Annotated in this window: 20 protein-coding genes; 10 read left to right on the plus strand and 10 right to left on the minus strand. The window is 72.3% G+C overall.

Features of this window, described 5'->3' with window-relative positions; all coding sequences use genetic code 11:
• Positions 1–65: 65 nt before the first annotated feature.
• Positions 66–884 (plus strand): siderophore-interacting protein, encoded by an 819-nt coding sequence (locus AB0K14_RS14565; protein WP_360464331.1) that lies wholly within the window; start codon positions 66–68, stop codon positions 882–884.
• Between the two features lie 76 nt (positions 885–960).
• On the opposite strand, the gene AB0K14_RS14570 is transcribed toward AB0K14_RS14565, so the two are convergent.
• Positions 961–1,593 carry a helix-turn-helix domain-containing protein gene (locus tag AB0K14_RS14570; protein WP_360464328.1) on the minus strand — a complete coding sequence of 211 codons (633 nt, stop codon included), beginning with the start codon at positions 1,591–1,593 and terminating at the stop codon, positions 961–963.
• A 92-nt stretch (positions 1,594–1,685) separates the two neighbouring features.
• On the opposite strand from AB0K14_RS14570, the gene AB0K14_RS14575 reads away from it, so the two are divergent.
• On the plus strand, positions 1,686–2,612 hold the full coding sequence (locus AB0K14_RS14575) for an NAD(P)-dependent alcohol dehydrogenase (protein ID WP_360464325.1): 927 nt from the start codon (positions 1,686–1,688) through the stop codon (positions 2,610–2,612).
• Here AB0K14_RS14575 and AB0K14_RS14580 read toward each other — a convergent pair whose 3' ends face one another.
• Positions 2,613–3,758 (minus strand): acyl-CoA dehydrogenase family protein, encoded by a 1,146-nt coding sequence (locus tag AB0K14_RS14580; RefSeq protein WP_360464322.1) that lies wholly within the window; start codon positions 3,756–3,758, stop codon positions 2,613–2,615.
• 160 nt (positions 3,759–3,918) lie between these two features.
• Here AB0K14_RS14580 and AB0K14_RS14585 point away from each other — a divergent pair, with 160 nt between their 5' ends.
• The 3 genes from AB0K14_RS14585 (at position 3,919) to AB0K14_RS14595 (ending at position 5,729) form a co-directional block, all read left to right on the plus strand.
• Positions 3,919–4,422 (plus strand): SigE family RNA polymerase sigma factor, encoded by a 504-nt coding sequence (locus AB0K14_RS14585; RefSeq protein WP_360464319.1) that lies wholly within the window; start codon positions 3,919–3,921, stop codon positions 4,420–4,422.
• The gene (locus tag AB0K14_RS14590; protein ID WP_360464316.1) at positions 4,419–5,243 is read left to right on the plus strand and encodes a hypothetical protein; all 825 of its coding nucleotides are present in this window, start codon (positions 4,419–4,421) and stop codon (positions 5,241–5,243) included. The genes AB0K14_RS14585 and AB0K14_RS14590 overlap by 4 nt, the downstream gene beginning before the upstream one ends.
• A 126-nt stretch (positions 5,244–5,369) precedes the next feature.
• The gene (locus AB0K14_RS14595) at positions 5,370–5,729 is read left to right on the plus strand and encodes a hypothetical protein (RefSeq protein ID WP_360464313.1); all 360 of its coding nucleotides are present in this window, start codon (positions 5,370–5,372) and stop codon (positions 5,727–5,729) included.
• On the opposite strand, the gene AB0K14_RS14600 is transcribed toward AB0K14_RS14595, so the two are convergent.
• Positions 5,715–6,479 (minus strand): DinB family protein, encoded by a 765-nt coding sequence (locus AB0K14_RS14600; protein WP_360464312.1) that lies wholly within the window; start codon positions 6,477–6,479, stop codon positions 5,715–5,717. The genes AB0K14_RS14595 and AB0K14_RS14600 overlap by 15 nt on opposite strands.
• Positions 6,480–6,633: 154 nt before the next feature.
• Here AB0K14_RS14600 and AB0K14_RS14605 point away from each other — a divergent pair, with 154 nt between their 5' ends.
• Together AB0K14_RS14605 and AB0K14_RS14610 are read left to right on the plus strand one after the other, a co-directional pair.
• Positions 6,634–8,016 carry an FAD-binding oxidoreductase gene (locus AB0K14_RS14605; protein WP_360464310.1) on the plus strand — a complete coding sequence of 461 codons (1,383 nt, stop codon included), beginning with the start codon at positions 6,634–6,636 and terminating at the stop codon, positions 8,014–8,016.
• Between the two features lie 239 nt (positions 8,017–8,255).
• Positions 8,256–9,005: a glycoside hydrolase gene (locus AB0K14_RS14610; RefSeq protein ID WP_360464307.1), complete on the plus strand. Its 750-nt coding sequence runs from the start codon at positions 8,256–8,258 to the stop codon at positions 9,003–9,005.
• Positions 9,006–9,165: 160 nt separating this feature from the next.
• On the opposite strand, the gene AB0K14_RS14615 is transcribed toward AB0K14_RS14610, so the two are convergent.
• Positions 9,166–9,759, minus strand: a complete 594-nt coding sequence (locus AB0K14_RS14615) for an isochorismatase family cysteine hydrolase (protein ID WP_364338103.1) — start codon at positions 9,757–9,759, stop codon at positions 9,166–9,168.
• Between the two features lie 283 nt (positions 9,760–10,042).
• Here AB0K14_RS14615 and AB0K14_RS14620 point away from each other — a divergent pair, with 283 nt between their 5' ends.
• Positions 10,043–10,927, plus strand: a complete 885-nt coding sequence (locus AB0K14_RS14620) for a hypothetical protein (protein ID WP_360464302.1) — start codon at positions 10,043–10,045, stop codon at positions 10,925–10,927.
• A 10-nt stretch (positions 10,928–10,937) separates the two neighbouring features.
• Here AB0K14_RS14620 and AB0K14_RS14625 read toward each other — a convergent pair whose 3' ends face one another.
• Both AB0K14_RS14625 and AB0K14_RS14630 read right to left on the minus strand, forming a co-directional pair.
• Complete coding sequence (locus tag AB0K14_RS14625) at positions 10,938–12,128, minus strand: MFS transporter (RefSeq protein WP_360464299.1); 1,191 nt, start codon at positions 12,126–12,128, stop codon at positions 10,938–10,940.
• Entirely contained in the window at positions 12,125–12,901 is a 777-nt protein-coding gene (locus AB0K14_RS14630; protein WP_360464296.1) for a DeoR/GlpR family DNA-binding transcription regulator, read from the minus strand. Before AB0K14_RS14630 ends, AB0K14_RS14625 begins: the two co-directional genes overlap by 4 nt.
• 244 nt (positions 12,902–13,145) lie before the next feature.
• Here AB0K14_RS14630 and AB0K14_RS14635 point away from each other — a divergent pair, with 244 nt between their 5' ends.
• The gene (locus tag AB0K14_RS14635; protein WP_360464293.1) at positions 13,146–15,137 is read left to right on the plus strand and encodes an endo-1,4-beta-xylanase; all 1,992 of its coding nucleotides are present in this window, start codon (positions 13,146–13,148) and stop codon (positions 15,135–15,137) included.
• 300 nt (positions 15,138–15,437) lie between these two features.
• Here AB0K14_RS14635 and AB0K14_RS14640 read toward each other — a convergent pair whose 3' ends face one another.
• The 3 genes from AB0K14_RS14640 to aroF all read right to left on the minus strand — a co-directional run bounded on the left by AB0K14_RS14640 (position 15,438) and on the right by aroF (position 19,102).
• Positions 15,438–16,601 (minus strand): cytochrome P450, encoded by a 1,164-nt coding sequence (locus AB0K14_RS14640; protein ID WP_360464290.1) that lies wholly within the window; start codon positions 16,599–16,601, stop codon positions 15,438–15,440.
• Positions 16,602–16,616: 15 nt separating this feature from the next.
• A complete protein-coding gene (locus tag AB0K14_RS14645; protein WP_360464287.1) occupies positions 16,617–17,753 on the minus strand; it encodes an MFS transporter in 1,137 nt (378 codons plus the stop codon).
• Between the two features lie 320 nt (positions 17,754–18,073).
• Positions 18,074–19,102 carry a 3-deoxy-7-phosphoheptulonate synthase gene (aroF, locus tag AB0K14_RS14650; protein WP_360464285.1) on the minus strand — a complete coding sequence of 343 codons (1,029 nt, stop codon included), beginning with the start codon at positions 19,100–19,102 and terminating at the stop codon, positions 18,074–18,076.
• A gap of 371 nt (positions 19,103–19,473) precedes the next feature.
• Between aroF and AB0K14_RS14655 the strand changes: the two genes are divergently transcribed.
• Entirely contained in the window at positions 19,474–20,418 is a 945-nt protein-coding gene (locus AB0K14_RS14655; protein WP_360464283.1) for a prephenate dehydrogenase, read from the plus strand.
• Positions 20,419–20,499: 81 nt separating this feature from the next.
• Here AB0K14_RS14655 and aroH read toward each other — a convergent pair whose 3' ends face one another.
• Positions 20,500–20,871, minus strand: a complete 372-nt coding sequence (aroH, locus tag AB0K14_RS14660; protein WP_360464280.1) for a chorismate mutase — start codon at positions 20,869–20,871, stop codon at positions 20,500–20,502.
• Positions 20,872–20,873: the final 2 nt, after the last annotated feature.

A 20,873-nucleotide genomic window follows, 5' to 3' on the forward strand; every position in this document is an offset into this window, starting at 1 on the left:
ACGGCCTGGCTGTCACGTACGGTGAAAGCTGGTTGCGCCGTTGGAATCAGCGAGGAGTACGCGACATGGCCGAACGGTCCCGGGGCAGGAGCGGGCGAGTGGTGCGCACCGAGCGGATCGCGCCGCAGATGGTCCGCGTCGTGCTCGGGGGAGAAGGGCTCGCGGGGTTCGCCGTCGGCCCCTACACCGACAGCTACGTCAAGCTCGCCTTCCCGTTGGAGGACGTGCTCTACCCCGAGCCGTTCGACCTCGGTGCGATCCGCGCGGCGATGCCGCGGGACAAGTGGCCGCGGACCCGCACCTACACGGTGCGCAAGTGGGACGCCGATGCCGGTGAGCTGTGGATCGACTTCGTCACGCACGGCGACTCCGGCGTGGCCGGGCCGTGGGCGGCCAAGGCGCAGCCCGGTGATGTGCTCCACTTCGCCGGACCCGGCGGCGGGTACGCGCCCGACCCGGACGTCGCCTGGCACCTGATGGCCGGTGACGAGAGCGCCTGGCCCGCCATCGCGGCGGCCCTGGAGGCGTTGCCCGCGGGCGCTCGGGCCGAGGTGTTCGTCGAGGTCGACGGGCCGGAGGACGAGCAGGCCGTGCGGACGGCGGGAGAGGTCGACCTGCGGTGGTTGCACCGCGGCGGCGGCCCGCGCGGGCGGCTGGTCGTGGCGGCGGTCGAGGCGTTGCCGTTCCCCGAGGGCGTGGTCCAGGTGTTCGTGCACGGCGAGGCGAACATGGTCAAGGACCTGCGCGGACACCTGAAGCTGGACCGGGGCGTGCCGCGCGAGCAGATGTCGATCTCCGGCTACTGGCGGCTCGGCGCGGACGAGGACGGCTGGCAGTCGGCCAAGGGCGAGTGGAACCGGCGGGTCGAGCAGGAGCAGGGCTAGCGGCTCGCGGGTCGTGCCGTCGGTGGCATGACCTCGCGGGTGAACCGGACGAGCGGGCCGAACGGCGTCCTGCGGGTCACCGGGGCCGATCTCGGCCGAGCGCCTCGCGCAGCCCGAGGCGGACGGGCGGCGGCAGCGGGTCGTTCGCTTGGAAGGCTTGCAGGAAGTACGCGACCAGGCGGCGTGCGGCGGCCACGGCCGCGTCCACCGAGTCGGTGACCAGACCGTCGTTGGCCATCAGCACCAGCGTCAGGTCGTCGGTGGTGAAGTCGGGGCGCAGCCTGCCCGCGGCCTTGGCGCGTGACACCAGCCCGGCGAACACCTCCTCCGCCGACGCGCGCTTCTCGTCCACCGGCACCGCGTCGGGGAAGGCGGTCAGGAACGCCGCGCTGAACCCCCGGTCCCGCGCCTGCATCTCGCACAGCCCCGCCACCACCCGGCAGAAACCGCGCCACGGGTCGGGGTCGGCCGCGGCCCGGTGCACCTCGGCCGTGCAGGCCTCCAGCTGGTCCGAGAACACCTCGGTGACCAGCGACTCCTTCGTGGGGAAGCGGCGGTAGAGGGTCGCCACGCCCACTCCCGCGCGTCGGGCGATCTCGGTCATCGACACGTCCAGCCCGTCGGCGGCGAACGCCTCCCGCGCCGTGGCGACGATGCGGTCGCGGTTCTCCCGCGCGTCCACGCGCAACCGAGTCGTCTCACCGGGCACGTCTCTCACTTTAGCTCAAGTGGAGGGCACCTTCCGCTTGTCCTGTTAGCGTCGAAGTGGAGGAGAGCTTCCACTTGTGCGAGAGGTGACGGATGCGTGCAGCGCTGTTCGACCGGTACGGGCCGCCGGAGGTCTTGTACGAGGGTGTCGTGCCCGACCCGGAGGCCGGACCGGGGCAGGTGGTGGTGCGCGTCCACGCCGCCAGCGTCAACGGCGGCGAGCTGATGGGCCGGTCCGGCCGGCTGAAGCTCCTGCTCGGCAGGCGGTTTCCCAAGCGGGTGGGCATCGACTTCGCGGGCGAGGTCGTGTCCGGCCCGGGATTCCCGCCCGGCACCCACGTGTGGGGAGGCCTGCCGCGCGGCCGGTTCGGCAGCGCCGCCGAGTACGTCGCCGTCCACCCGGACCGGCTCGCGCCCAGCCCCGCCGGTCTGGACCTGGTGCGGGCCGCCGCGCTGCCCGGTGTCGGCACCACCGCGATCACCGCCCTGCGGGACAAGGCCCGGTTGCGCCCGGGCGAACGACTCCTGGTGCGCGGTGCGAGCGGGGGAGTGGGCAGCGTGGCGGTGCAGGTCGGCAAGGCCTACGGCGCGCACGTCACCGCCCTGGCGGGTGAGCGCAACCTCGACTTCGTGCGCGGACTGGGCGCCGACGAGGCTATCGACTACCGCACCGACCCGGCCGACCTCGGCCGGTTCGACGTCGTCCTGGACACGCACGGCAGCACGCCGCGCGCGTACCGCCGCCTGCTCGGCCCCGGTGGCCGCATGGTCGGCATCGCCTTCCGCTCCGCGGCCGACGTCGGCTACGTCCTCGGGTCCGCGGTGTTCGGGTCCCGTCGCGTCCGGTTCTTCAGCGGCAACCCCACGTCCGACCTGTTCGCCGACCTCACCGCGCTGGTGGAGAGCGGCGCGGTCCGGCCGGTGGTCGACGCGGTCCACCCGCTCGCCGACGTCGCCGGAGCGCACCGCGCGTTGGAGGCCGGTGGCGTGCGCGGCAAGCACGTGATCCGGATCGGGTGATCAGACGAACGGGCTGACGGTGTTCTCCGCGCCCACCAGGGTCGAGCCGTAGAGCTCCAGGTTGACCTGCGGGAGCAGCATGCCGTGGCGGGCGGCCACGTTCGCGTCGCGCCAGATCCGCTGCAGCGGGCTGGCGTCGGCGAAGCCGCGCGATCCGTGCGCGTACATCAACGTCTCCAAGGCGCGGGTCACGTAGCGGACGGCCACGGAGGCGTCGGCACGGCAACGGGTGCGCAGCAGCTCGGGCGGGTAGGTGGTCTCGGCGGCGTGCCGGTCGAGGGCGTCGGCGGCGCGGTAGGCGTGCAACTCGGCGCTGTCCACCGCGCACGCGGCCTCGGCGACCAGGAGCTGGAAGGCGGCCGAGTCGCGCTGGCTGGCGAAGCCCGTGTACGCGATGCCCTTGTCCGGTGCGGCTTCGATGACGTGCGCCAGGGCCGCACGGCCCAGCCCGAGCAGTGGACCGGTGATCATCACCACCAGCGACGGCACGAACGCGGCGCGGAAGGTGGTGGCGGTGGCCGCCGTGACGTTGGCGCCCGCCATCACCCGTTCGATCCGCAGCACGCGGTGCCCGGGCACGAACGCGCCCTCCACCACGAACCGGTTGCTGCCGGTCGACCTCATCCCGGCCACGTGCCACTCGTCCACGACCTCGAAGTCCTCGCGCGGCACCAGCAGCCACGCCAGGCCGTCGTCGAGGACCGCCGCCGCCAGTCCCCACGACGCGTGCCCGATCCCGGAGGCGTAGGTCCAGGCACCGCTGAGCCGGTAACCGCCCGGCACGCGCTCGGCCCTCCCGCTCGGCATCAACGTGCCGCTGGCCAGGGCCTCGGGGTCGGCGCCCCACACGTCCTGCTGGGCCTGCTCGGGGAACAGGGCGACGATCCAGTTGCCGCCGTTCCACAGCGCCGTCGACCAGCCCGCGCCGCCGTCGAGCGCGGCCACCGCCGACGACAGGTCCAGGTGCGTGCGGATGGAGGCCTCCGCACCGCCGTACCGCGCGGGCCGGGTGGCGCGGAACGCGCCGGCGTCCCGCAACGCCGCCACGGTGTCGTCGGCCAACCGGCGGTCCTCGTCGGCCCGCGCGGCGGCGTCGGTCAACCGCGGCGCGAGGGCCTTGATGGCGGTCAGGACGTCGGAACTCATCGGGAAACCCCCTGGGGCTCGGCGACCGCGGCGAGTGGTCGATCGTCCCACCGGCGGTCGTCGGACCGGAGCGGCCATTCGCGTGGCCCGGCGCGCCGAACGGGTCGGCGGCAACCGAACGGTGGTCGCACCTCGTCGTGTTGGTGGAGGGGGTGGACGGGTGAAGGACAAAGATGCCGAGTTCGTCGAGTTCGTCCGGGCGAAGCACGGCCACGTGCGGCGGACGGCGTTCCTGCTGTGCGCGGACTGGCACCTGGCCGAGGACCTGGCGCAGGCCACGCTGCTGAAGCTGTACCGCTCCTGGTCGCGGGTGCGGCGGGCCGACTCGGTCGACGCGTACTGGCGCACGGTGCTCGTGCGCACCGTGATCGACCACCGGCGCCCGTTGAAGAGCTCGGAGAGGCCGGTCGCCGAACCGCCGGACCTGCCCGCCGTCGAGGTGGAGCACGGGCACGGCGTCGACGTGCAGCGCGCGTTGGCGACGTTGCCGCCGGGGCAACGCGCGGCGGTCGTGCTGCGGTACTGGGAGGACCTGTCGGTCACGCAGGTGGCGACGTTGCTCAAGTGCAGCGAGGGCACGGTCAAGAGCCAGTGCGCCAAGGGCCTCGCGGCATTGCGGCGCGCGCTGAACGGCAACCTGGACAAGGGAGGAGTGGCGACGTGAACGACGTGAACGAGGTGCGCGGGATGCTCGCCCCGGCGCTGGAAGGCGACACCGGGCCGCGGCACTCGCCGGAGGAGGTGCTGCGGTCGGCGCACCGGGCGACGGCGCGACGGAGGGCGGTGGTGGTCGCCGCGTTGTCGGTCGGGGTGGTGCTCGCGACGGGGACGAGCGTGCTCGTCGGCGTGACCACGTCGTCCACCGTGGCGTCCGCGTCGAGTGCCGCGCCCACGACCGCGGTCCAACCGCCGACCGACGTGCGCCCGGTGCGGACCACGCTCGGGCACGCCGACGAGCTGACCGCGGCACTGGCCGCCGCGGATGTCATCCCGGACGGCCTCGACCTCGTCGCCACGCTCCCCGACGGCACCGCGCCGGAAGTCCCGCCGCTGCACTTCCGCCCGTTCGGCGAGGACACCTCGGGCGGCTACCTGGCCTCCGCGGTGGTCGTCGACGCCAAGGGCCGGGCCACGTTGACGGTGTACGTGCGGTCGGCCACGGCACCGGACAAGTGCACGGCGGAGAGCCGCTGCCCGATCTTCGCCGCGGCCCGGGCCGCGAACCTGGGACAATCGACCGTGACATCCGTCGACGGCGTCGAGGTCGCGGTGGCGCGCGACCACGGCACCGGCCTGCCGGGCATGGTGTCGGTGACCGCGCACCTCCCGGACGGCACGGTGGTGAAGGCGACGGTCGTCACCGAGGTCACCGTGTTGTCCCAGGGCGTGCCGTACCCCGAACCGGCCACTCGCGACAGCGTGCCGCTGACCGAGCGGCAGCTGATCGACCTGGTCAAGAAGCCCGGTTTCCGCTACCGACCGTGATCACCGCGCGCCGGTCGGTGCACCCGCCGCCTGGACGGCTGCCGGCGACCGGCGGCATCCCCCATCACGTCGAATCGCGGCGGCGGCGATACGTATGATCCGGGTTCCACGACAGGGGGACCGGACATGACCAGGGATCCGAAGGCCCGATCCGCCGCCGTGCCGCCCCCGCCCCCGCCGCCTCCTCCGCCGAAGTCCTCGTTCCTCCGGTACCTCCTGGCGCACCTGCTGACGGCACTGCTGGTGTTCGTGGTGGTGACGGTCGTCGTGGACACCCGCGACCCGCTGCCGTTCGGCGCCGTGCTGCTGGACTACGTCACCGTCCACATGCCGGTCCCGCTGCTGCTCTCGGCGCTGTTGGCGTGGTTGCTGACCCGTCGCCTGCGGCCACCGTTCTGGGTGCTGCCGCTCGTCGCCGTGCCGTTCTACGTGGGCGCCCTGTTCGTCTACGAGATGGGCCTGCTGATGGCGTCAACCCAGCAGTGAAGCCAGGTCGCGCTCGGCGTAGAGCCGGTGCTCCCACTCCTCGTTGAGGACGGTGCGCAGGCATGCCTTGACCGGGTACCGCTCCGCCTGCGGCCAGCCGGGCTCCGTGCGGGTCACGTCGGTCGCCAGTTGCTCGTCGGTGAGCGCGTCGAGGACGCGGCGGACCATCGCCTGCCGGTCGCGCCGGACCGCCAGCACCTCGTCGAGCGACGGCCGCGCCTCGCGGTCCCACGGGACGCCGTCCCACCCGGGCGCCTCGTCCCACGGCAGGTCCAGCGGGTGCCACGGCGAGGCGTTGCCGAGGACCATCCGGCCGATCCACGCCGCACTGGCGAAGTTGAGGTGGCGCAGGGTCTGGACGAACGACCACTCGTCGTCGACGCCGCGGTGCAGCGCCGCCTCGGGCAGGGCACGCGCCCGCGCGACGGTGCCGTCCCACAGCCGTTCCAGGATCGCCCACGCCTCGCGGAACCCGTCCGCGTCGTCGGGGCGCATCCTCGCCCGCTCGGGCATGCGGCGGTTCAGCTCGGCGTCCACGAGCGGCGCGATGTCGACGCCGTTCACGACGACGTTCACCAGGTCGCCGCTGATCTCGACGTCGACCAGCTCGACACCGCGCAGCTGGCTGCCGTGCAGCATCGCGCCGCGGATCTTCGCGCCGCTGAGGTCGACCGCGCGCATGTCGGCGTTGCGGAGGCGCACGCGGTCGAAGCGCGCTCCGGAGAGGTCCTGATCGCGGAACTCGGTCATGGGATGACATTAGGACCGGTTCCGGGGGATCCGCAGCCGGTTCGGCCGTCCGGGGGCCGATCGGACGCGTCCCGGGGCCGGGGTCGGAATTCCCACCGTTCGGCGGAGTGGCGTGCCCGTCGGCAGCGGGACCATGGTTCCGGGGGTAGTACTCATGGAATTCGGTCGCAGAACTTTCATCCAGGCAACCGGACTCGTCACGCTGGGGGCGTGGGAGCGCGATTGGGACCGGTTGCGCCGCAAGCTCACCGGCAGGCTGGTGCTGCCGGGCGACGACGTCTACGACACCGTGCGCCGGCCGTACAACACGGTGTACGCGCACCGCAGGCCCGCGGCCGTCGCGCTGTGCGCCGACGAGTCCGACGTCGCTCGTTGCCTGGAATTCGCCGCGCGGGAACGGATCCCCGTCGCCGCGCGCAGCGGCGGGCACAGCTACGCCGGCTACTCGGTGCCGGAGAACGGTCTCGTCGTCGACCTGTCCGCGCTGCGCGCGATCCGGGTGGACCACCGGGGCCGGGCCGAGGTCGGCGCGGGCACCCGGATGCTCGACCTGTACGACGAGTTGGCCCGGCGCGGTCGGCTGCTGCCCGCCGGCTCGTGCCCCACGGTCGGCATCGGCGGGCTGGCGCTGGGCGGCGGGATCAGCGTCGTGGGCCGCAGGTACGGCCTGACGTGCGACCACCTGAGCGCCGCGCGGATCGTGACACCGGGCAGCCGGGTGCGCCGGACCGACGCGCACACCGAACCCGACCTGTTCTGGGCGCTGCGCGGCGGCGGTGGCGGCAACTTCGGCGTCGTCACCTCGTTCACCTTCGACACCGCGCCCGCGCCGGACGTGACCGCGTTCCTCCTGGCGTTCCCCGCGGGCGCGGCGACCGATGTGCTCGGCGCGTGGCAGGAGTGGGTGGTCGGCACACCGGACGGCCTGTGGTCGGCGTGCAACGTCGGCGCGGGCAGCCCGCCGACCACCAACGTCATCGGCAGCTGGATCGGCCCGGACGACGAGCTGACCCGGCTCCTCGACCGGTTCGCCGCGAAGGTCGCGCCGACCGGCCGCACGGTCCTGCCGATGGACTACGGCAGCGCCATGCGGTTCTTCGCCGGCTGCCTGCCCGCGTGCCAACCGGACGACGGCTCGCCGTTCGTGGCCTCCTCCAGGATGCTGCGCCGGCCGGTCGACCCGGCGCGCGTCGTCGGCCTGCTGGACGGGCGGCGCACGGGGCGGGCGCAGTTCGACACGTTCGGCGGCGCGATCGCGCGCGTGCGGCCGGAGGCCACCGCGTTCCCGCACCGGCACGCCATCGCCAGCGCCCAGGCGTACGTCGACGTGGTCGGCGTGGACGAGGCCGAGGCCCGCCGCATCCTGGCCGACCTGCGCGACGGGATCGGCCACGGCACCGGCTACGTCAACTACATCGACCCGGACATGCCGGACTGGCCGACCGCCTACTACGGCCGCAACCTCCCCCGGCTGCGCCGCGTCGCGCGCCGCTACGACCCGGACCGCGTCCTGGCGTTCCCCCAAGGGCTCGCCTGACGCCCGAGGTCATCGGGGAAGGGCACCGGCCCGTGCGCCCGGCGACCGTGCCGCGCCTCCGGTGACCGTGCCGACCGTCGGGGACCGTGCCGACCGTCGGGGACCGTGCCAATCGTCCGGGGACCGTGCCGCGCGATCGGAACCGGTTCGGCTCGACGTGTACGGCAGGGGCATTCCGGTCTACTCTGGGAGCGCTCCCGGAGATTCCCCGCCGTCGTGGACCCTTCGAAAGGAGTTCCATGCGAAGCACCGTCCGAGCTCTCGTGCTGGCCGGGCTGATGGCCGCCGGCGTGGTCGTCGCGACCGGGCCGGCCGCGCAGGCCGACACGACGATCTGCGAGCAGTACGGGTCGACCACCATCCAGGGCCGCTACGTGGTCCAGAACAACCGGTGGGGCACCTCGGCGACCCAGTGCATCAACGTCACCTCGACCGGTTTCCGGATCACCCAGCAGCAGGGCTCGGCGCCGACCAACGGCGCACCGCTGTCGTACCCGTCGGTGTTCCTGGGCTGCCACTACACCAACTGCTCGCCGGGCAGCAACCTGCCGATGCAGGTCAGCCGGATCCGCAGCGCGACGTCCTCGATCAACTACAGCTACGTGGGCGGCACCTACAACGCCTCCTACGACATCTGGCTCGACCCCACGCCCAAGACCAACGGGGTCAACCAGATGGAGATCATGATCTGGTTCAACCGCCAGGGCTCGATCCAGCCGATCGGCAGCGCCGTCGGCAACACCACCATCGGCGGCCGCAGTTGGCAGGTCTGGCGCGGCAGCAACGGTGCCAACAACGTGATCTCCTACGTCGCGCCGTCGCCGATCACGTCGTGGTCGTTCAACGTGCTCGACTTCGTCAACGACGTCCGCAACCGCGGCGCGATCACCACGTCGTGGTACCTGACCAGCATCCAGGCCGGTTTCGAGCCGTGGAACGGCGGCGTCGGCCTGGCGGTCAACAACTTCTCGGCCTCGGTCAGCGGCTGACCCGCGCCACCCGGTCGCCGGGGCCGGTCCGGGACGACACCCCGGACCGGCCTCCCGCCGTCCACGTCCGTTCGCACCGGCACGGGGACCGGCTCTCGTGCACCACGTGCGATGGCCGACCATCAGGCAGGCGGCCGACCATCGGGCCGGCCGCCGGGCGTCAGGCAGGCGGCCGGAACACGACGTCGGACGCGGCGCGCAGGCGCAGCGTCCCGCCGGGGTGGATCGCGGTGCTGAGGATCCGGTTGTGCCGGTCGACGACCTGCTCGGCGGTCAGGCCCGCCGCCGGGTCGCCGTCGGCGGCCGGGGCGTGCCCGTCGCTGACCAGCACCACGTCCAGGCCGTGGCTCAGCGCGGACCGCGCGGTCGTGTCGACGCAGTAGTCGGTGGCGAGGCCGGTCAGCACGACGGTGTCCACGTGCCGTTCGGCGAGCACCGCGGCGAGCTCGGTGCGGTAGAAGGCGTCGGTCGCGGTCTTGTGCACGACCACGTCGGTCGGCTCGAGACCGAGGCGCGGGCTGAGCCGCGTGCCCGGGTCGTCGGGGTCGAAGTCCGAGCCGGCGGGCCCGACCTGCCGCAGCGCGATCACCGGCACACCCTGCCGCCGGGCCGCGCGCGCCAGGGAGGCGATGCGGTCGGCTAGCTCCTCACCGCGCCAGACGAGCGGGATCAGCAGGTCCTGCACGTCCACGATGACCAGCGCCGGCTCCACACCGCCACAGCCTATCGACGTCTGGCCGCGCAACGGCACCATGATGGCCACCGTGCCGCCGAGCGGGACGTTGACGGTGTCGCGCCAGGCCCGCCGCGGTTCACGCGCGCCAATACCCGTTCAGCCGTTCGGGTGGTCATGGCTACTATCGGAATTTTATGACTGGTCAGTCACTCACTTTGCCATCAGCTCATTGCCCCGTGTGATCGCCTGTCAAGCCCCAAGTGGAAGATTTGTGAGTGTTCAGTCACTCTCTTCTTGTGGTAACGGAGCGTAGAACGGGGTCGATGACCGGCGTACATCCGTTCGGTGTAAGGAGCACGCTGTGGTGGAGAACTCCGCATTAGGTCTGGTCATGCTGGGGACCGGGGTCCCGGTCGTGGTGACCGGCGAGGAACACCACCAGGAGTGGCTGGCGAGGTACCCGGTCGCGCCCGGCGAGCAGCGACGCGTCGCGGTCGCGCTGGCCTGGTGCACCATCGGCTCGGGCAAGCACCGCGGCCAGTACGCCATCGAGGTCCGGCTGGACGGGCAGCGCGTCGGCGAGCTGACCTACCTGATGTCGCGGCGCTACGCCGACGTGCTCGGCCGGGTGATCGAGGCGGGCGGCACGCCGGGTTGCGAAGCGGTGCTCCAACAGGGCAACCGGGGCTCGGAGGTCGTGCTCCAACTGCCGCGCGACACGTCGGCCGCGGGTGTGCCGCCGCAGCCCGCGGTCTTCGCCCCGCAGGCGAAGCGCAAGTCGCACCGTCCGGCGTGGATCGCCGCCGCCGCGGTGGTGTTCCTGTTCATCGTCATCGGCGCGCTGGCCGACGACTCACCGTCCACTCGGGACTCGGCGGCCCCGCTCACCACGACGCGGACGACCGTGCCGACGACGACCACCACCGCGCCTACGACCACCACCACGACCACGACGACGACCACCACCACCACCACCACCACGGTCGCGGCGCCGGCTCCGAAGCCCAACCCGCAACCGAACCCCCAGCCCAACCCGCAACCGAACCCGGCGACCCAGGCCCCACCGCCGCCCGCGCCGAACCAGGGCTGCCACGCCAACTACAAGCCGTGCGTGCCGATCGCGAGCGACGTCGACTGCGAGGGTGGCTCGGGCGACGGGCCGGCCTACGTGCGCGGGCCGGTCACCGTCATCGGCGCGGACCCGTACCGCTTGGACCACGACAAGAACGGCATCGGCTGCGAGTAGGTCGCGCGGGTCAGCGGCTCGGCGAGGTGACGGGTTGCGCGGTCGGCGCCGGTCGGGGCGCCAGGACGCCTGCGAAGACCACCCCGAGCAGGCACAGCGCCACCGGCACGAGGAACGCCACGTTCAACGGGATCCAGTGCGCCAGGCCGCCGATCAGCGCCGGACCCGCGAGCAGACCCACGTAGCCGAGGCCTACGACCCGCGCCATCAACGCGCCGGACGAGCGCTTGTCCAGGTTGCCCGCGGCGGAGAACAGCTGCGGCACGCTGCCGGACAGGCCCAGGCCGAACAACGCCCAGCCCGCGAAGGCGAGCCCCACCCACGGCGCGAACACCACGAGCGTGAGCCCGAGCGCGGCCAGTGCCGCCCCGTACCGCACGATGGCGACGGGACCGACGGCCGCGGCGACCCGGTCGGTGGCGAACCGGCCGACGGTCATCGCCACGGCGAACGAGCCGTAGGCGAAGGCGGCGGTGCTGGTCGAGGTGCCCAGGACGTCCTCGGCGTGCAGCGCGGCCCAGTCGTTGGCGACGCCCTCGGCGAGCATCATGGCGAACGCGATCGCGCCCAGCAGCCACACGAGCCTGGTCGACGGCTTCGCCGCCGGGGCGTCGGACGTGCCCTCCGCCGGCTCCTCGGTGTCGGCGTCGATCAGGAACCGGCCGGTGAGCAGCGACACGACGATGGTGAACGCACCGCACGCGCTCAACGTCACCGTCGTGGGCACGGCCGCACCCAGCGTGACCGCGCCGACCACCGCGGCGATCGCGCCGCCGATGGACCACATCGCGTGGAACGACGCCATGATCGGCCGAGGGTAGGCGCGTTCCACGACCACGGCGTGGGAGTTCATCGCCACGTCGATCGTGCCGTTGCCGAAGCCGAACAGCAGCAGCGCCAGTCCCAGCGCCCACCACGTGTCCGCCAGGCCGGGGAAGAACAGGGCGACGCCGAGCAGCACCCCCGCCGCGGGCAGGAGCTTGCGCTGGCCCAGCCTGTCGGCCAGCGGACCGGCGACCTGCATGCCGACGAACGCCGCGCCGCCCAGCACGAGCAGCAGCGCGCCCAGTGCGCTGTGCGAGATGCCGGTCGCGCGCTCGATGTTCGGGATGTGCACGACCCACAGGCCGACGGCGAACCCGTTGAGGGTGAAGTAAATCCAGGTCGCGACGCGGGCGGCGCGCGGCAGGGCGGTCGTCACGGGTTCTCCAGTCGTTCGGCTACGTGCACGAGCACCCCGCGCGCTTCGAGCTCGCGGCGCACGTCCGCAGGGGTGTCGGGATCGGTGACGAGCACGTCGGGTCGGTCGGCGGGGCAGACGTGGGCGAGCGCGGTGCGGCCGAACTTGGTGCTGTCGGCGAGCACGACCGTGCGCGCGGACACCGCCATCGCCTGCTGCTTGACCTCGGCGTCGGCGAGGTTGTGCGCGGTGAGCCCGGCGTCCAGGTCGAACGCGCACGGGCTGAGCAGGGCCACGTCGAAGCGCAGCGCCCGCAGCGACGCCAGCGCCAGCGGGCCCACCATGGCCAGTTCGCCGGGCCGCGGCTCGCCGCCGGGCAGCAGCAGGCGCACCTCGGGCGCGTCGATCAGCTCGCGCACCGCGTGCAGGGACAGCGGCATCACCGCCACCGGTCGGCCGCGCAGCAGCTTCGCCACCTCGACCGCCGTCGAGCCGCTGTCCAGCACGATCGTCTCGCCGTCGCGGACCAGCTCGACGACGGCCGCCGCGATGGCGCGTTTCGCCGCGGTGGCGGTCGCGGTGCGCGCCGTGAACGGCGGCTCGACCCCCGCCGGGCTGAGCGGCACGGCCCCGCCGTGCACCCGGCGCAGCACACCGCCCGCCGCGAGCAGGTCCAGGTCGCGGCGGATGGTCATCTCCGACGCGCCGGTGGCGGCCGCCAACTCCGCCACGGCGACCTGCGCGCCGGAGCGGAGCCGTTCGACGATCACGCGGTGGCGATCGGTGCTCTTCACGTGAGCAACCTTCGCAAAGGATGTTCATTCGAACAAGTGCTTTGTGCTTCCGCTCGCATTCGGTCCTCCACGCAGTGGCTCGCCGATCTGGTCCGGCACGTGCGCCGGTCGTGCCGGCCCGTCCGGGTGCGAGTGCGGGTGTTTGGGCTGAACGGCGGCCGGCCGGCGGTCGACGCCCCTGCCTATAGTCCGGCGAGGAGTTCTGGGAGCGCTCCCAGAGCGTTCGACGGAAGAGGGATTCTCGATGAGGAGAGTTCTCGCCGGTGTGCTCGCGACCTCGGTCGTGGCCGGCCTGGTCACGTTGGCGGCGCACGCGAGCCCGCGGGCCGTCGCCGACGAACCCGTGGTCGTGGTCTCCAGCACGTTCGACGACGGCACCGCGCAAGGCTGGACGTCCCGCGCCGGCGAACTGGTCGAGCCGAGCACCGCGGTGGCGCACAGCGGCTCGCACAGCCTCGCGATCACCGGCCGCGCCCAGACCTGGCAGGGTCCGACGCTCGACGTGCTCGACGAGGTGCGCAAGGGCATCCGCTACGACCTGTCGGTGTGGGTGCGCCTGGCGGCGGGCGAGGCGGCCACGCAGGCCCGGCTGTCGGTCGAGCGCCGCACCGCGGGCACGCCGAGCTACGACCAGGTCGCGGGTGACACCGCGGTGAGCGCGGACGGCTGGGTCAACCTGCGCGGCAGCTACACCCTCGCCGCCGACGTCGAGTTCCTCGCCACGTACGTCGAGCTGGGCAGCGCGACGGCGGCCCTGCACATCGACGACTTCTCCCTGTCCTACACGCCGTTGCCGCCGATCCAGACCGACATCCCGTCGGTGAAGGACGTGCTGGCCGACCACTTCGCCGTGGGCGCCGCCGTCGAAGGCGCGCAGGTGCTCGACAAGCACGGTCAGCTGCTCGCCAAGCACTTCGACTCGATCACGCCGGGCAACACGCTCAAGTGGGACGCCACCGAACCCGCCGAGGGCACGTTCCGCTTCGGCGACGCGGAGACCCTCGTCGCCTGGGCGAAGGCCAACGGCGCGGCCGTGCGCGGGCACACGCTGGTGTGGCACCAGCAGACACCGGCGTGGGTGTTCAAGGACGCCGCGGGCAACGACATGACCGCGACCCCGGAGAACAAGGCCCTGCTGCTCTCCCGCCTCGAAGCGCACATCCGCGCGGTCGTCGGCCACTTCGGCGACGACATCCCGGTGTGGGACGTGGTGAACGAGGTGGTCGACGAGACTCAGGCCGACGGCATGCGGCGCAGCCGGTGGTTCGAGATCACCGGGCTGGACTACCTGCGCACGGCGTTCCGCGTGGCCCGCGAGGTCTCGCCGGACGCCCGGCTGGTGATCAACGACTACAACACCAACGTGCCGGCCAAGCGCGACAAGCTCTACGACCTGATCGTGCGGCTGCGCGCCGAGGGCGTGCCGATCGACGCGGTGGGCCACCAGATGCACGTCAACGTGCAGTGGCCGGCGCTGCCGGAGACCGAGGCGATGCTGGCGAAGTTCGTGCCGCTGGGCATCGACCAGCAGATCACCGAGATGGACGTGTCCGTCTACACCGACAACAGCCAGTCCTACCCGACCCCGCCCCGCGAGGTGCTGCTCACCCAGGCCTACCGGTACCGCGACTTCTTCGAGCTCTACAAGAAGTACTCCGACCACATCAGCTCGGTGACCTTGTGGGGACTGGCGGACGACAGCACGTGGCTGGACAGCTTCCCGGTGACCCGCAAGGACCACCCGCTGCTGTTCGACACGAGGTTGCAGGCGAAGGACGCCTACTGGGGCGTGGTGGACCCGGGCCGGATCGGCGGTCCGACCAGCACGACCACGACCACAACCACGACGACTACGACCACCACGACTACGACCACTACGACTACGACCACCACGACTACGACCACGACGGTGCCCCCGGCGTCGTGCGCGGTCGCGTACACGATCGGCGGGCAGTGGCAGGGTGGCTTCCAGGGCGAGGTCCGGATCACGAACCGGAGCGCCGCGCCGATCACGTCGTGGACGCTCGCCTGGTCGTTCGCCGACGGTCAGCGGATCACCCAGCTCTGGGCCGGCACGCACACCCAGACCGGCGCGGCGGTGAGCGTGCGGCACGCGTCCTGGAACAGCATGATCCCGCCGGGCGGCTCGGTGTCGTTCGGGTTCCTGGGCAGCTGGGCGGGCGCGAACGGCAAGCCGACCGCGTTCACCCTGAACGGGGCGCCCTGCCAGAGCTGACGCGTCAGCCCTCCGCACACCGGAGGCCTGCGGGGTCTGTTGCGGGACATGCGCCTGTCGTGCGGGCCGTCCACGCGGCAGTGGGGGTGGTTAGGGCTGAACGGCGGCCGGCCGCGGTCGACGCGGCTGCCTGTAATCCGGTCGAACGGCCTGGGAGCGCTCCGGGCCGTTGGACGGAAGAGGGATTCTCGATGAGGAGAGTTCTCGCCGGTGTGCTCGCGACCTCGGTCGTGGCCGGCCTGGTCACGTTGGCGGCGCACGCGAGCCCGCGGGGGCACCGAATCCCGAAGCCGTGCCCGGTCAGCCGTCGGTCCCGCCGCTCGCCACGTTCCAGCGGACCGGTAGGGCCTTGAGGCCGCGCATCGTCGGCGATGCGTACCACGCCAACTCCTCCTCCGGCACGGCGAGCTTCGGCCGGGCGGGGAGGTCCAGCAGGGCGCCGAGCGCCGCCCGCACCACGATCCGGGTGAGGTGCGCGCCGACGCAGTGGTGGGCGCCGCGGCCGAACGTCAGGTGTCGTCGGTTCGCCTGGCGGCTCGGGTCGAACTCGTGGGGCGAGTCGAACACCTCGGGGTCGCGGTTGGCCAGCGGGATCGCGGACACGACGCGCTGCCCGGCCTTGACCCGGGTGCCGCCGAGGTCGAGGTCGGAGGTAGCGATGCGGGCCATGCTCAGCGTCACCGAAGGGCTGTGGCGCAACGACTCCTCGATGACACCGTCGAGCAGACCTCGGTCCTCTCGCAGCTCGGCGTGCAGCGCGGGACGGGTCAGCACGGCCAACGCGGCGTTGCCGATCTGCGCGGTGGCCAGTGCGTGGCCGTCGAAGAACAGCGACGCCGCGACGCCGGTCAGTTCGGTGGCGGTCAGCAGGCCCGCGTCACGGTGCGCGGCGACCAGGTCGGCCAGCAGCCCCGGTGGCAGGCCGCCCCTGTCCAGCACGTCGGAGACCTCGTCGTGCAGGCGCAGCTCGGCGCGATAGGTCTGTTCGGCGTCGACGGCGGCCAGTCGGTCCACCGAGCGCCGCCAGACCGGTTCCCGCCGGTCGACGGGTACGCCGAGCAATTCGCAGTGCGCCGTGAAAGCGAGTGGGGCGAAGCCGGTGACGAGATCTGCGGTGGGACCGGACCGGACGAGTTCGCCCAGCAGCTGTTCGGCGGTCCGCTCGACCAGTGGTCGCAGCCGTTCCGAGCGCCGCGCGGAGAAAGCTCCGCCGACCAGACCTCGGATACGGGTGTGCACGGGGCTGTCCATCTCGGTGACCGACATTCGCAGGGCGGGCCCACGCGGCGTGATCCTCTCGGACACCGCGGCACGGCTCAGCCGCACCTCACCCAGGAACTCCTTCGTCTCCCGGTAGCCGGTCACCAGCAGGTCGTGGTCGGGCACGGTCTCGCCGACAAGGTGCCGTCGGTGCCTGCCCTCGACGAAGTCCGAGCCGCCGAAACCCCTGGTTGTACCGACCACGGCCGGTTCCTCCCGTCATCGTGTCCTGACATTGGTGGGGATGGTGCGGGCGAGCAGGCACACGGCCAGGCAGGCCGGCAGGAGCACCACCATCGCGGTGCGAAGATCGGTGTGATCGGCGACCTGCCCGAGCAGCGCAGGTCCGAGCAGCAGCCCGAGGTTGGCCCAGGACGCGGTCGCGCCGATGGCCGCACCGCTGTCACCCGGCGGCGCCGCGCGGCCGGCCAGCCCGTAGACCGTGGGCGTGGCCACCGAGACCGCCAGCCCCGCCAGCGCCGTGCCCACCAGCGCGGTGGACGGCGTGCCCGCCGTGGCCAACAGCAGGACCCCGCACCCGGAGACCAGGCCCGCCGCGACGAGCAGCACCCGTTCCCCGGTGTGCGGCAGCAGCCAGTGACCCCCGAACCTGCCCGCGGCCATCATCCCGGCGAAGACACCGGGCGCTGCGGAAGACCACATCAAGGGCGCGTGCACCACGTCCGACAGGAACACCGAGCTCCACTGCTGGACGCCGCTCTCCACCAGCATCGCCAGCCCGGCGAGCAGGCACAGCAGCGCGACCGGGCGGACCGGCCGCCGCCGCACGCGGTTCCGCGCGCGCCCGGGGAACTGTCCTCGCACCTTCACCGCCCAGAAGACGACGCACGCCGCCGGCACCGTGCACAGGACTCCGGCCGGCACGCCCAACGCGCCCAGCGCGCCGGTTCCGAGGCTGCACATCAGCAGCCCCACGCTGAACAACGCGTGGGCCTGGTTCATCACCCGCACCCCGGTGCCCGCCTCGGCACGCGAGGCGAGGGCCACCATCACGACGTTGCACGCACCGGACCCGAACCCGAACAGCGCGACCGCCACGACCAGTCCGGGCACCGATCCCGCCCACATCGGCAACACCGCCGCCACCGCGAACGAGATCACCACCGACACCGCGACCACCCGGCCGTGGCGGTCCAGCAAGCGGCCGACCCACGCCATCGCGGGCAGTGCGGCTACCGCGCCGACCAACAGCGCCAAGCCCAATTGCCCGGTAGTCGCGCCGGTCGCCGCACGGATTCCCGGCAATGACGCCAGGTAAGGGCCCCACAGCGCGCCATAGCCCGCGAACCCGGTCAGGACGACCAACGGACGCGGCGGCGCAGCAATAGCCGTCACGATTCCCCCAAGAAAACAGCCCGTCGGTACGGGCCGCAAGACAGCGAGACCCCGGCCGCTAGTTGCCAGGGAGTCCCTTCGGCGTACGCCGATCATTTCGCGGAAGCCTGCGGTGATCGCAGGTGACCGCACCTGGTCGTCGCGCGGGTCACTTCGGTCTTCGGTGAGTCACCGTCGGAATTCGACCACTGTTGATCGATCGTGCCCGGTGCTGTCGTATCGATTTTACGAAGCGGCCGGATCTCGGCCGGGAAAGCGATGGCGCGGCGGCGGCCGACCCCGCTGGGGTGTCCACCGCCGCGCCGCGCCCGGCGTGACGGTCAGGCGCCGGTCAGTTCGAGGGGCCAGGCCATCGCCCGGCCGGTGATCGACGCGAAGTCCCTGACCGTCTGGGCCAGCCCCGACATGTCCGAGCGCACCAGTGCCTGCGGGCCGTCGCACAGGGCGTTCTCCGGTGCCGGGTGGACGTCCACGATCACGCCGTCCGCCCCGATCGCGATCGCCGCTCGGGTCAGCGGGAGCACCAGGTCGCGCCTGCCGCCCGAGTGCGACGGGTCGACGATCACCGGGAGGTGGGACAGTTGCTGGGCCACCGGCACGGCGGAGATGTCGAGGGTGTTGCGGGTGGCGGTCTCGAAGGTGCGGATGCCGCGCTCGCAGAGCACGATCTGGAGGTTGCCGCGCTGGGCGATGTACTCGGCGGCCATCAGCCACTCCTCGATGGTGGCGCTCATGCCGCGCTTGAGCATGACCGGCTTGCCCAGCGAACCGACCGCCTGGAGCAGCGGGAAGTTCTGCATGTTGCGGGTGCCGACCTGCACCATGTCGGTGTACTCGGCGACCACGTCGACGTCTTCCGGGGCGACCACCTCGGTCACCACGGGCAGACCGGTCTCCTCGCGCACGGCGGCGAGGATGCGCAACCCCTCCACACCGAGCCCCTGGAACGCGTACGGGGACGTGCGGGGCTTGTAGGCACCGCCTCGCAGCAGCGTCGCACCGGCCTCCAAGGCCATCTTCGCGGCTTCAAGGGTCTGCGTGTACTCCTCGACCGCGCACGGGCCCGCGATGAGCGTCACGGTCTCCGGACCGATCGGCACGTTGCCCACGTGGATGGTCGAGCGCTCCGGGTGGTGCTCCCGGCTGACCAGCTTGTACTTGGCCGAGATGCGCACCACGTCGACCACGCCGGGCAGGCTTCGGAGCTCGACTTCGCTGAACCTGTCGACCTCACCGACCAAACCGATGATCGTCCGGTTGACGCCACGGCTGATGAATGCCCGCGTCCCGGAGGACTCGACGAAGTTCACGACCGCGGCCAGGTCGTCTCCGTTCGCTCCGGCTGTCATAATGATGACCACGGGAACCCGCTCCTCGCTGGTGTCCGACAGTTCTTAAGTCTCAAGGCGACGCTATCCGGAGATCCGGTCTGCCAATGGTGGATCGGTGCATGATCACTGGTGGATTCGCGAACCACAGCGCTGGACCGGACGTGCCGAGCACTGCTTCTGCGGTGTGCCGAAGTCACGCCGGTCAGCGACGGGCATGTGCCCGAGTACGCTGACGGACTGCACACCCCGTTGTCGACGGGGCAGCCGCGGGTCCGCTACGCGACAACCGCCTCGCCTGACTCTCGGGGTTCCGCGGGAATCCACCGCACCGCCCGAATCCTGGATCAGCGCGACGAGGCCTGTGCGCGTCCGATCGAGGAGCGACACCAGTGACCACCGCACCAGCGCCCTCCCCGAGCCACCCGGCCGGGCAGTCATCCACGACCCCACCGCGCCTGACGACCTTGGCGGTCGTCGGCACCGGCCTGATCGGAACGTCGATCGCACTGGCCGCGCGCGCCGCCGGGACCCACGTGTTGCTGGCAGACCGCGATGAAGACGCCCTCGCCGCGGCGATCGCCCGGGGCGCGGGGGAGCAAGTGGCGGACGGCGCGCCTCCCGTCGACCTCGCGGTGCTCGCCGTTCCGCCGCACGCGGTGGCCGCCACCCTGCGCCACGCGCAGGACACCGGACTCGCCCGCGCCTACACCGATGTCGCGAGCACCAAGGCGAGCGTGGTCACGCGCACCCAGGCGCACGGTTGCCGGCCGCAAGGGTTCCTGCCTGGTCACCCAGTGGCGGGAAGCGAGCGCTCCGGCCCTGGAGCCGCCGACGCCGAACTGTTCCGAGGGGCCGCCTGGGTCCTGTGCCCGCAAGCGGAAACCGGTGACTTCGCGCTGCGCGTCGTCCGCGACCTGGTGGAGCTGTGCGGCGGGCGGCCGGTCGAGATGGCGGCCGATGCACACGACCGAGCCATGGCCCTCGTGTCGCACGGGCCGCACGTCGTCGCCGCCGCCCTGGCCGCCGCGATCGGGGCCGCGCCGACGGATGTGCTGCGGCTGGCCGGACGCGGCGTGCGTGACACCACGCGGATCGCGGCGGGTGACCCGGCACTGTGGACGGACATCGTGGAGCAGAACGCCGAGCACGTCGCCGTGCTGCTGGCGGACATCGCCGCCGACCTCGGTTCGGCGGCTACCGCGCTGTCCGCCGTCGCGCGTGGCGACCGGGAGGCGTTGGCCGTGGCGACCGACTTGCTAACGCGTGGCACCGCGGGGCGGCGGAACCTGATGGCCGCCGGTGCCGACCCCGCGGGCGCCGCAGTGCCGGGATAGGACCCGGGACTCCGGGACGGACCCCGTCGGTCGTGGACGTCTTGGGTGTCGTGGGTGGGCGTGATACCCACCCACGACACCTCACCGCGTGACCAGGTCGGGGCGGAGGACCACCGCGCCACGCAGGTAGACGTGACGGATCTCCGACCGCGACCGCGTGGTGTGCACGTGTGCCATCGCCCGGATCACCCGCGGCAGACCACCGGGCACGGAGATCTCCGTGGCGCACATCATCGGCACGTCCCACAGGGCGCCGTCCCTGGCGGCGGCCGCGGGGAAGGCGCTGCACAGGTCTCCCGTCACGGTGAACAGGACGCTGACGAAGTCTCCCGGCTCCAGGTCGTTGCCGCTGATGATCTCGGCCATCATCTCGCGGGTCGCCTCGGCGATGTCGACGGGGGTGTCGGCGTCGACCTGGATCGCGCCGCGGATCGCCCGCACGGTGGTCGTCACGT

The organism is Actinosynnema sp. NPDC050801, from assembly GCF_040673975.1.
GTDB lineage: Bacteria > Actinomycetota > Actinomycetes > Mycobacteriales > Pseudonocardiaceae > Actinosynnema.

Coding starts and splice junctions, on each gene's coding strand:
- aroF (WP_360464285.1), bottom strand. CDS start 19,102: ATGACAGCCGGAGCGAACGGAGACGACCTGGCCGCGGTCGTGAACTTC.
- AB0K14_RS14635 (WP_360464293.1), top strand. CDS start 13,146: ATGAGGAGAGTTCTCGCCGGTGTGCTCGCGACCTCGGTCGTGGCCGGC.
- AB0K14_RS14615 (WP_364338103.1), bottom strand. CDS start 9,759: ATGGTGCCGTTGCGCGGCCAGACGTCGATAGGCTGTGGCGGTGTGGAG.
- AB0K14_RS14595 (WP_360464313.1), top strand. CDS start 5,370: ATGACCAGGGATCCGAAGGCCCGATCCGCCGCCGTGCCGCCCCCGCCC.
- AB0K14_RS14600 (WP_360464312.1), bottom strand. CDS start 6,479: ATGACCGAGTTCCGCGATCAGGACCTCTCCGGAGCGCGCTTCGACCGC.
- AB0K14_RS14575 (WP_360464325.1), top strand. CDS start 1,686: ATGCGTGCAGCGCTGTTCGACCGGTACGGGCCGCCGGAGGTCTTGTAC.
- AB0K14_RS14565 (WP_360464331.1), top strand. CDS start 66: ATGGCCGAACGGTCCCGGGGCAGGAGCGGGCGAGTGGTGCGCACCGAG.
- AB0K14_RS14580 (WP_360464322.1), bottom strand. CDS start 3,758: ATGAGTTCCGACGTCCTGACCGCCATCAAGGCCCTCGCGCCGCGGTTG.
- AB0K14_RS14610 (WP_360464307.1), top strand. CDS start 8,256: ATGCGAAGCACCGTCCGAGCTCTCGTGCTGGCCGGGCTGATGGCCGCC.
- AB0K14_RS14605 (WP_360464310.1), top strand. CDS start 6,634: ATGGAATTCGGTCGCAGAACTTTCATCCAGGCAACCGGACTCGTCACG.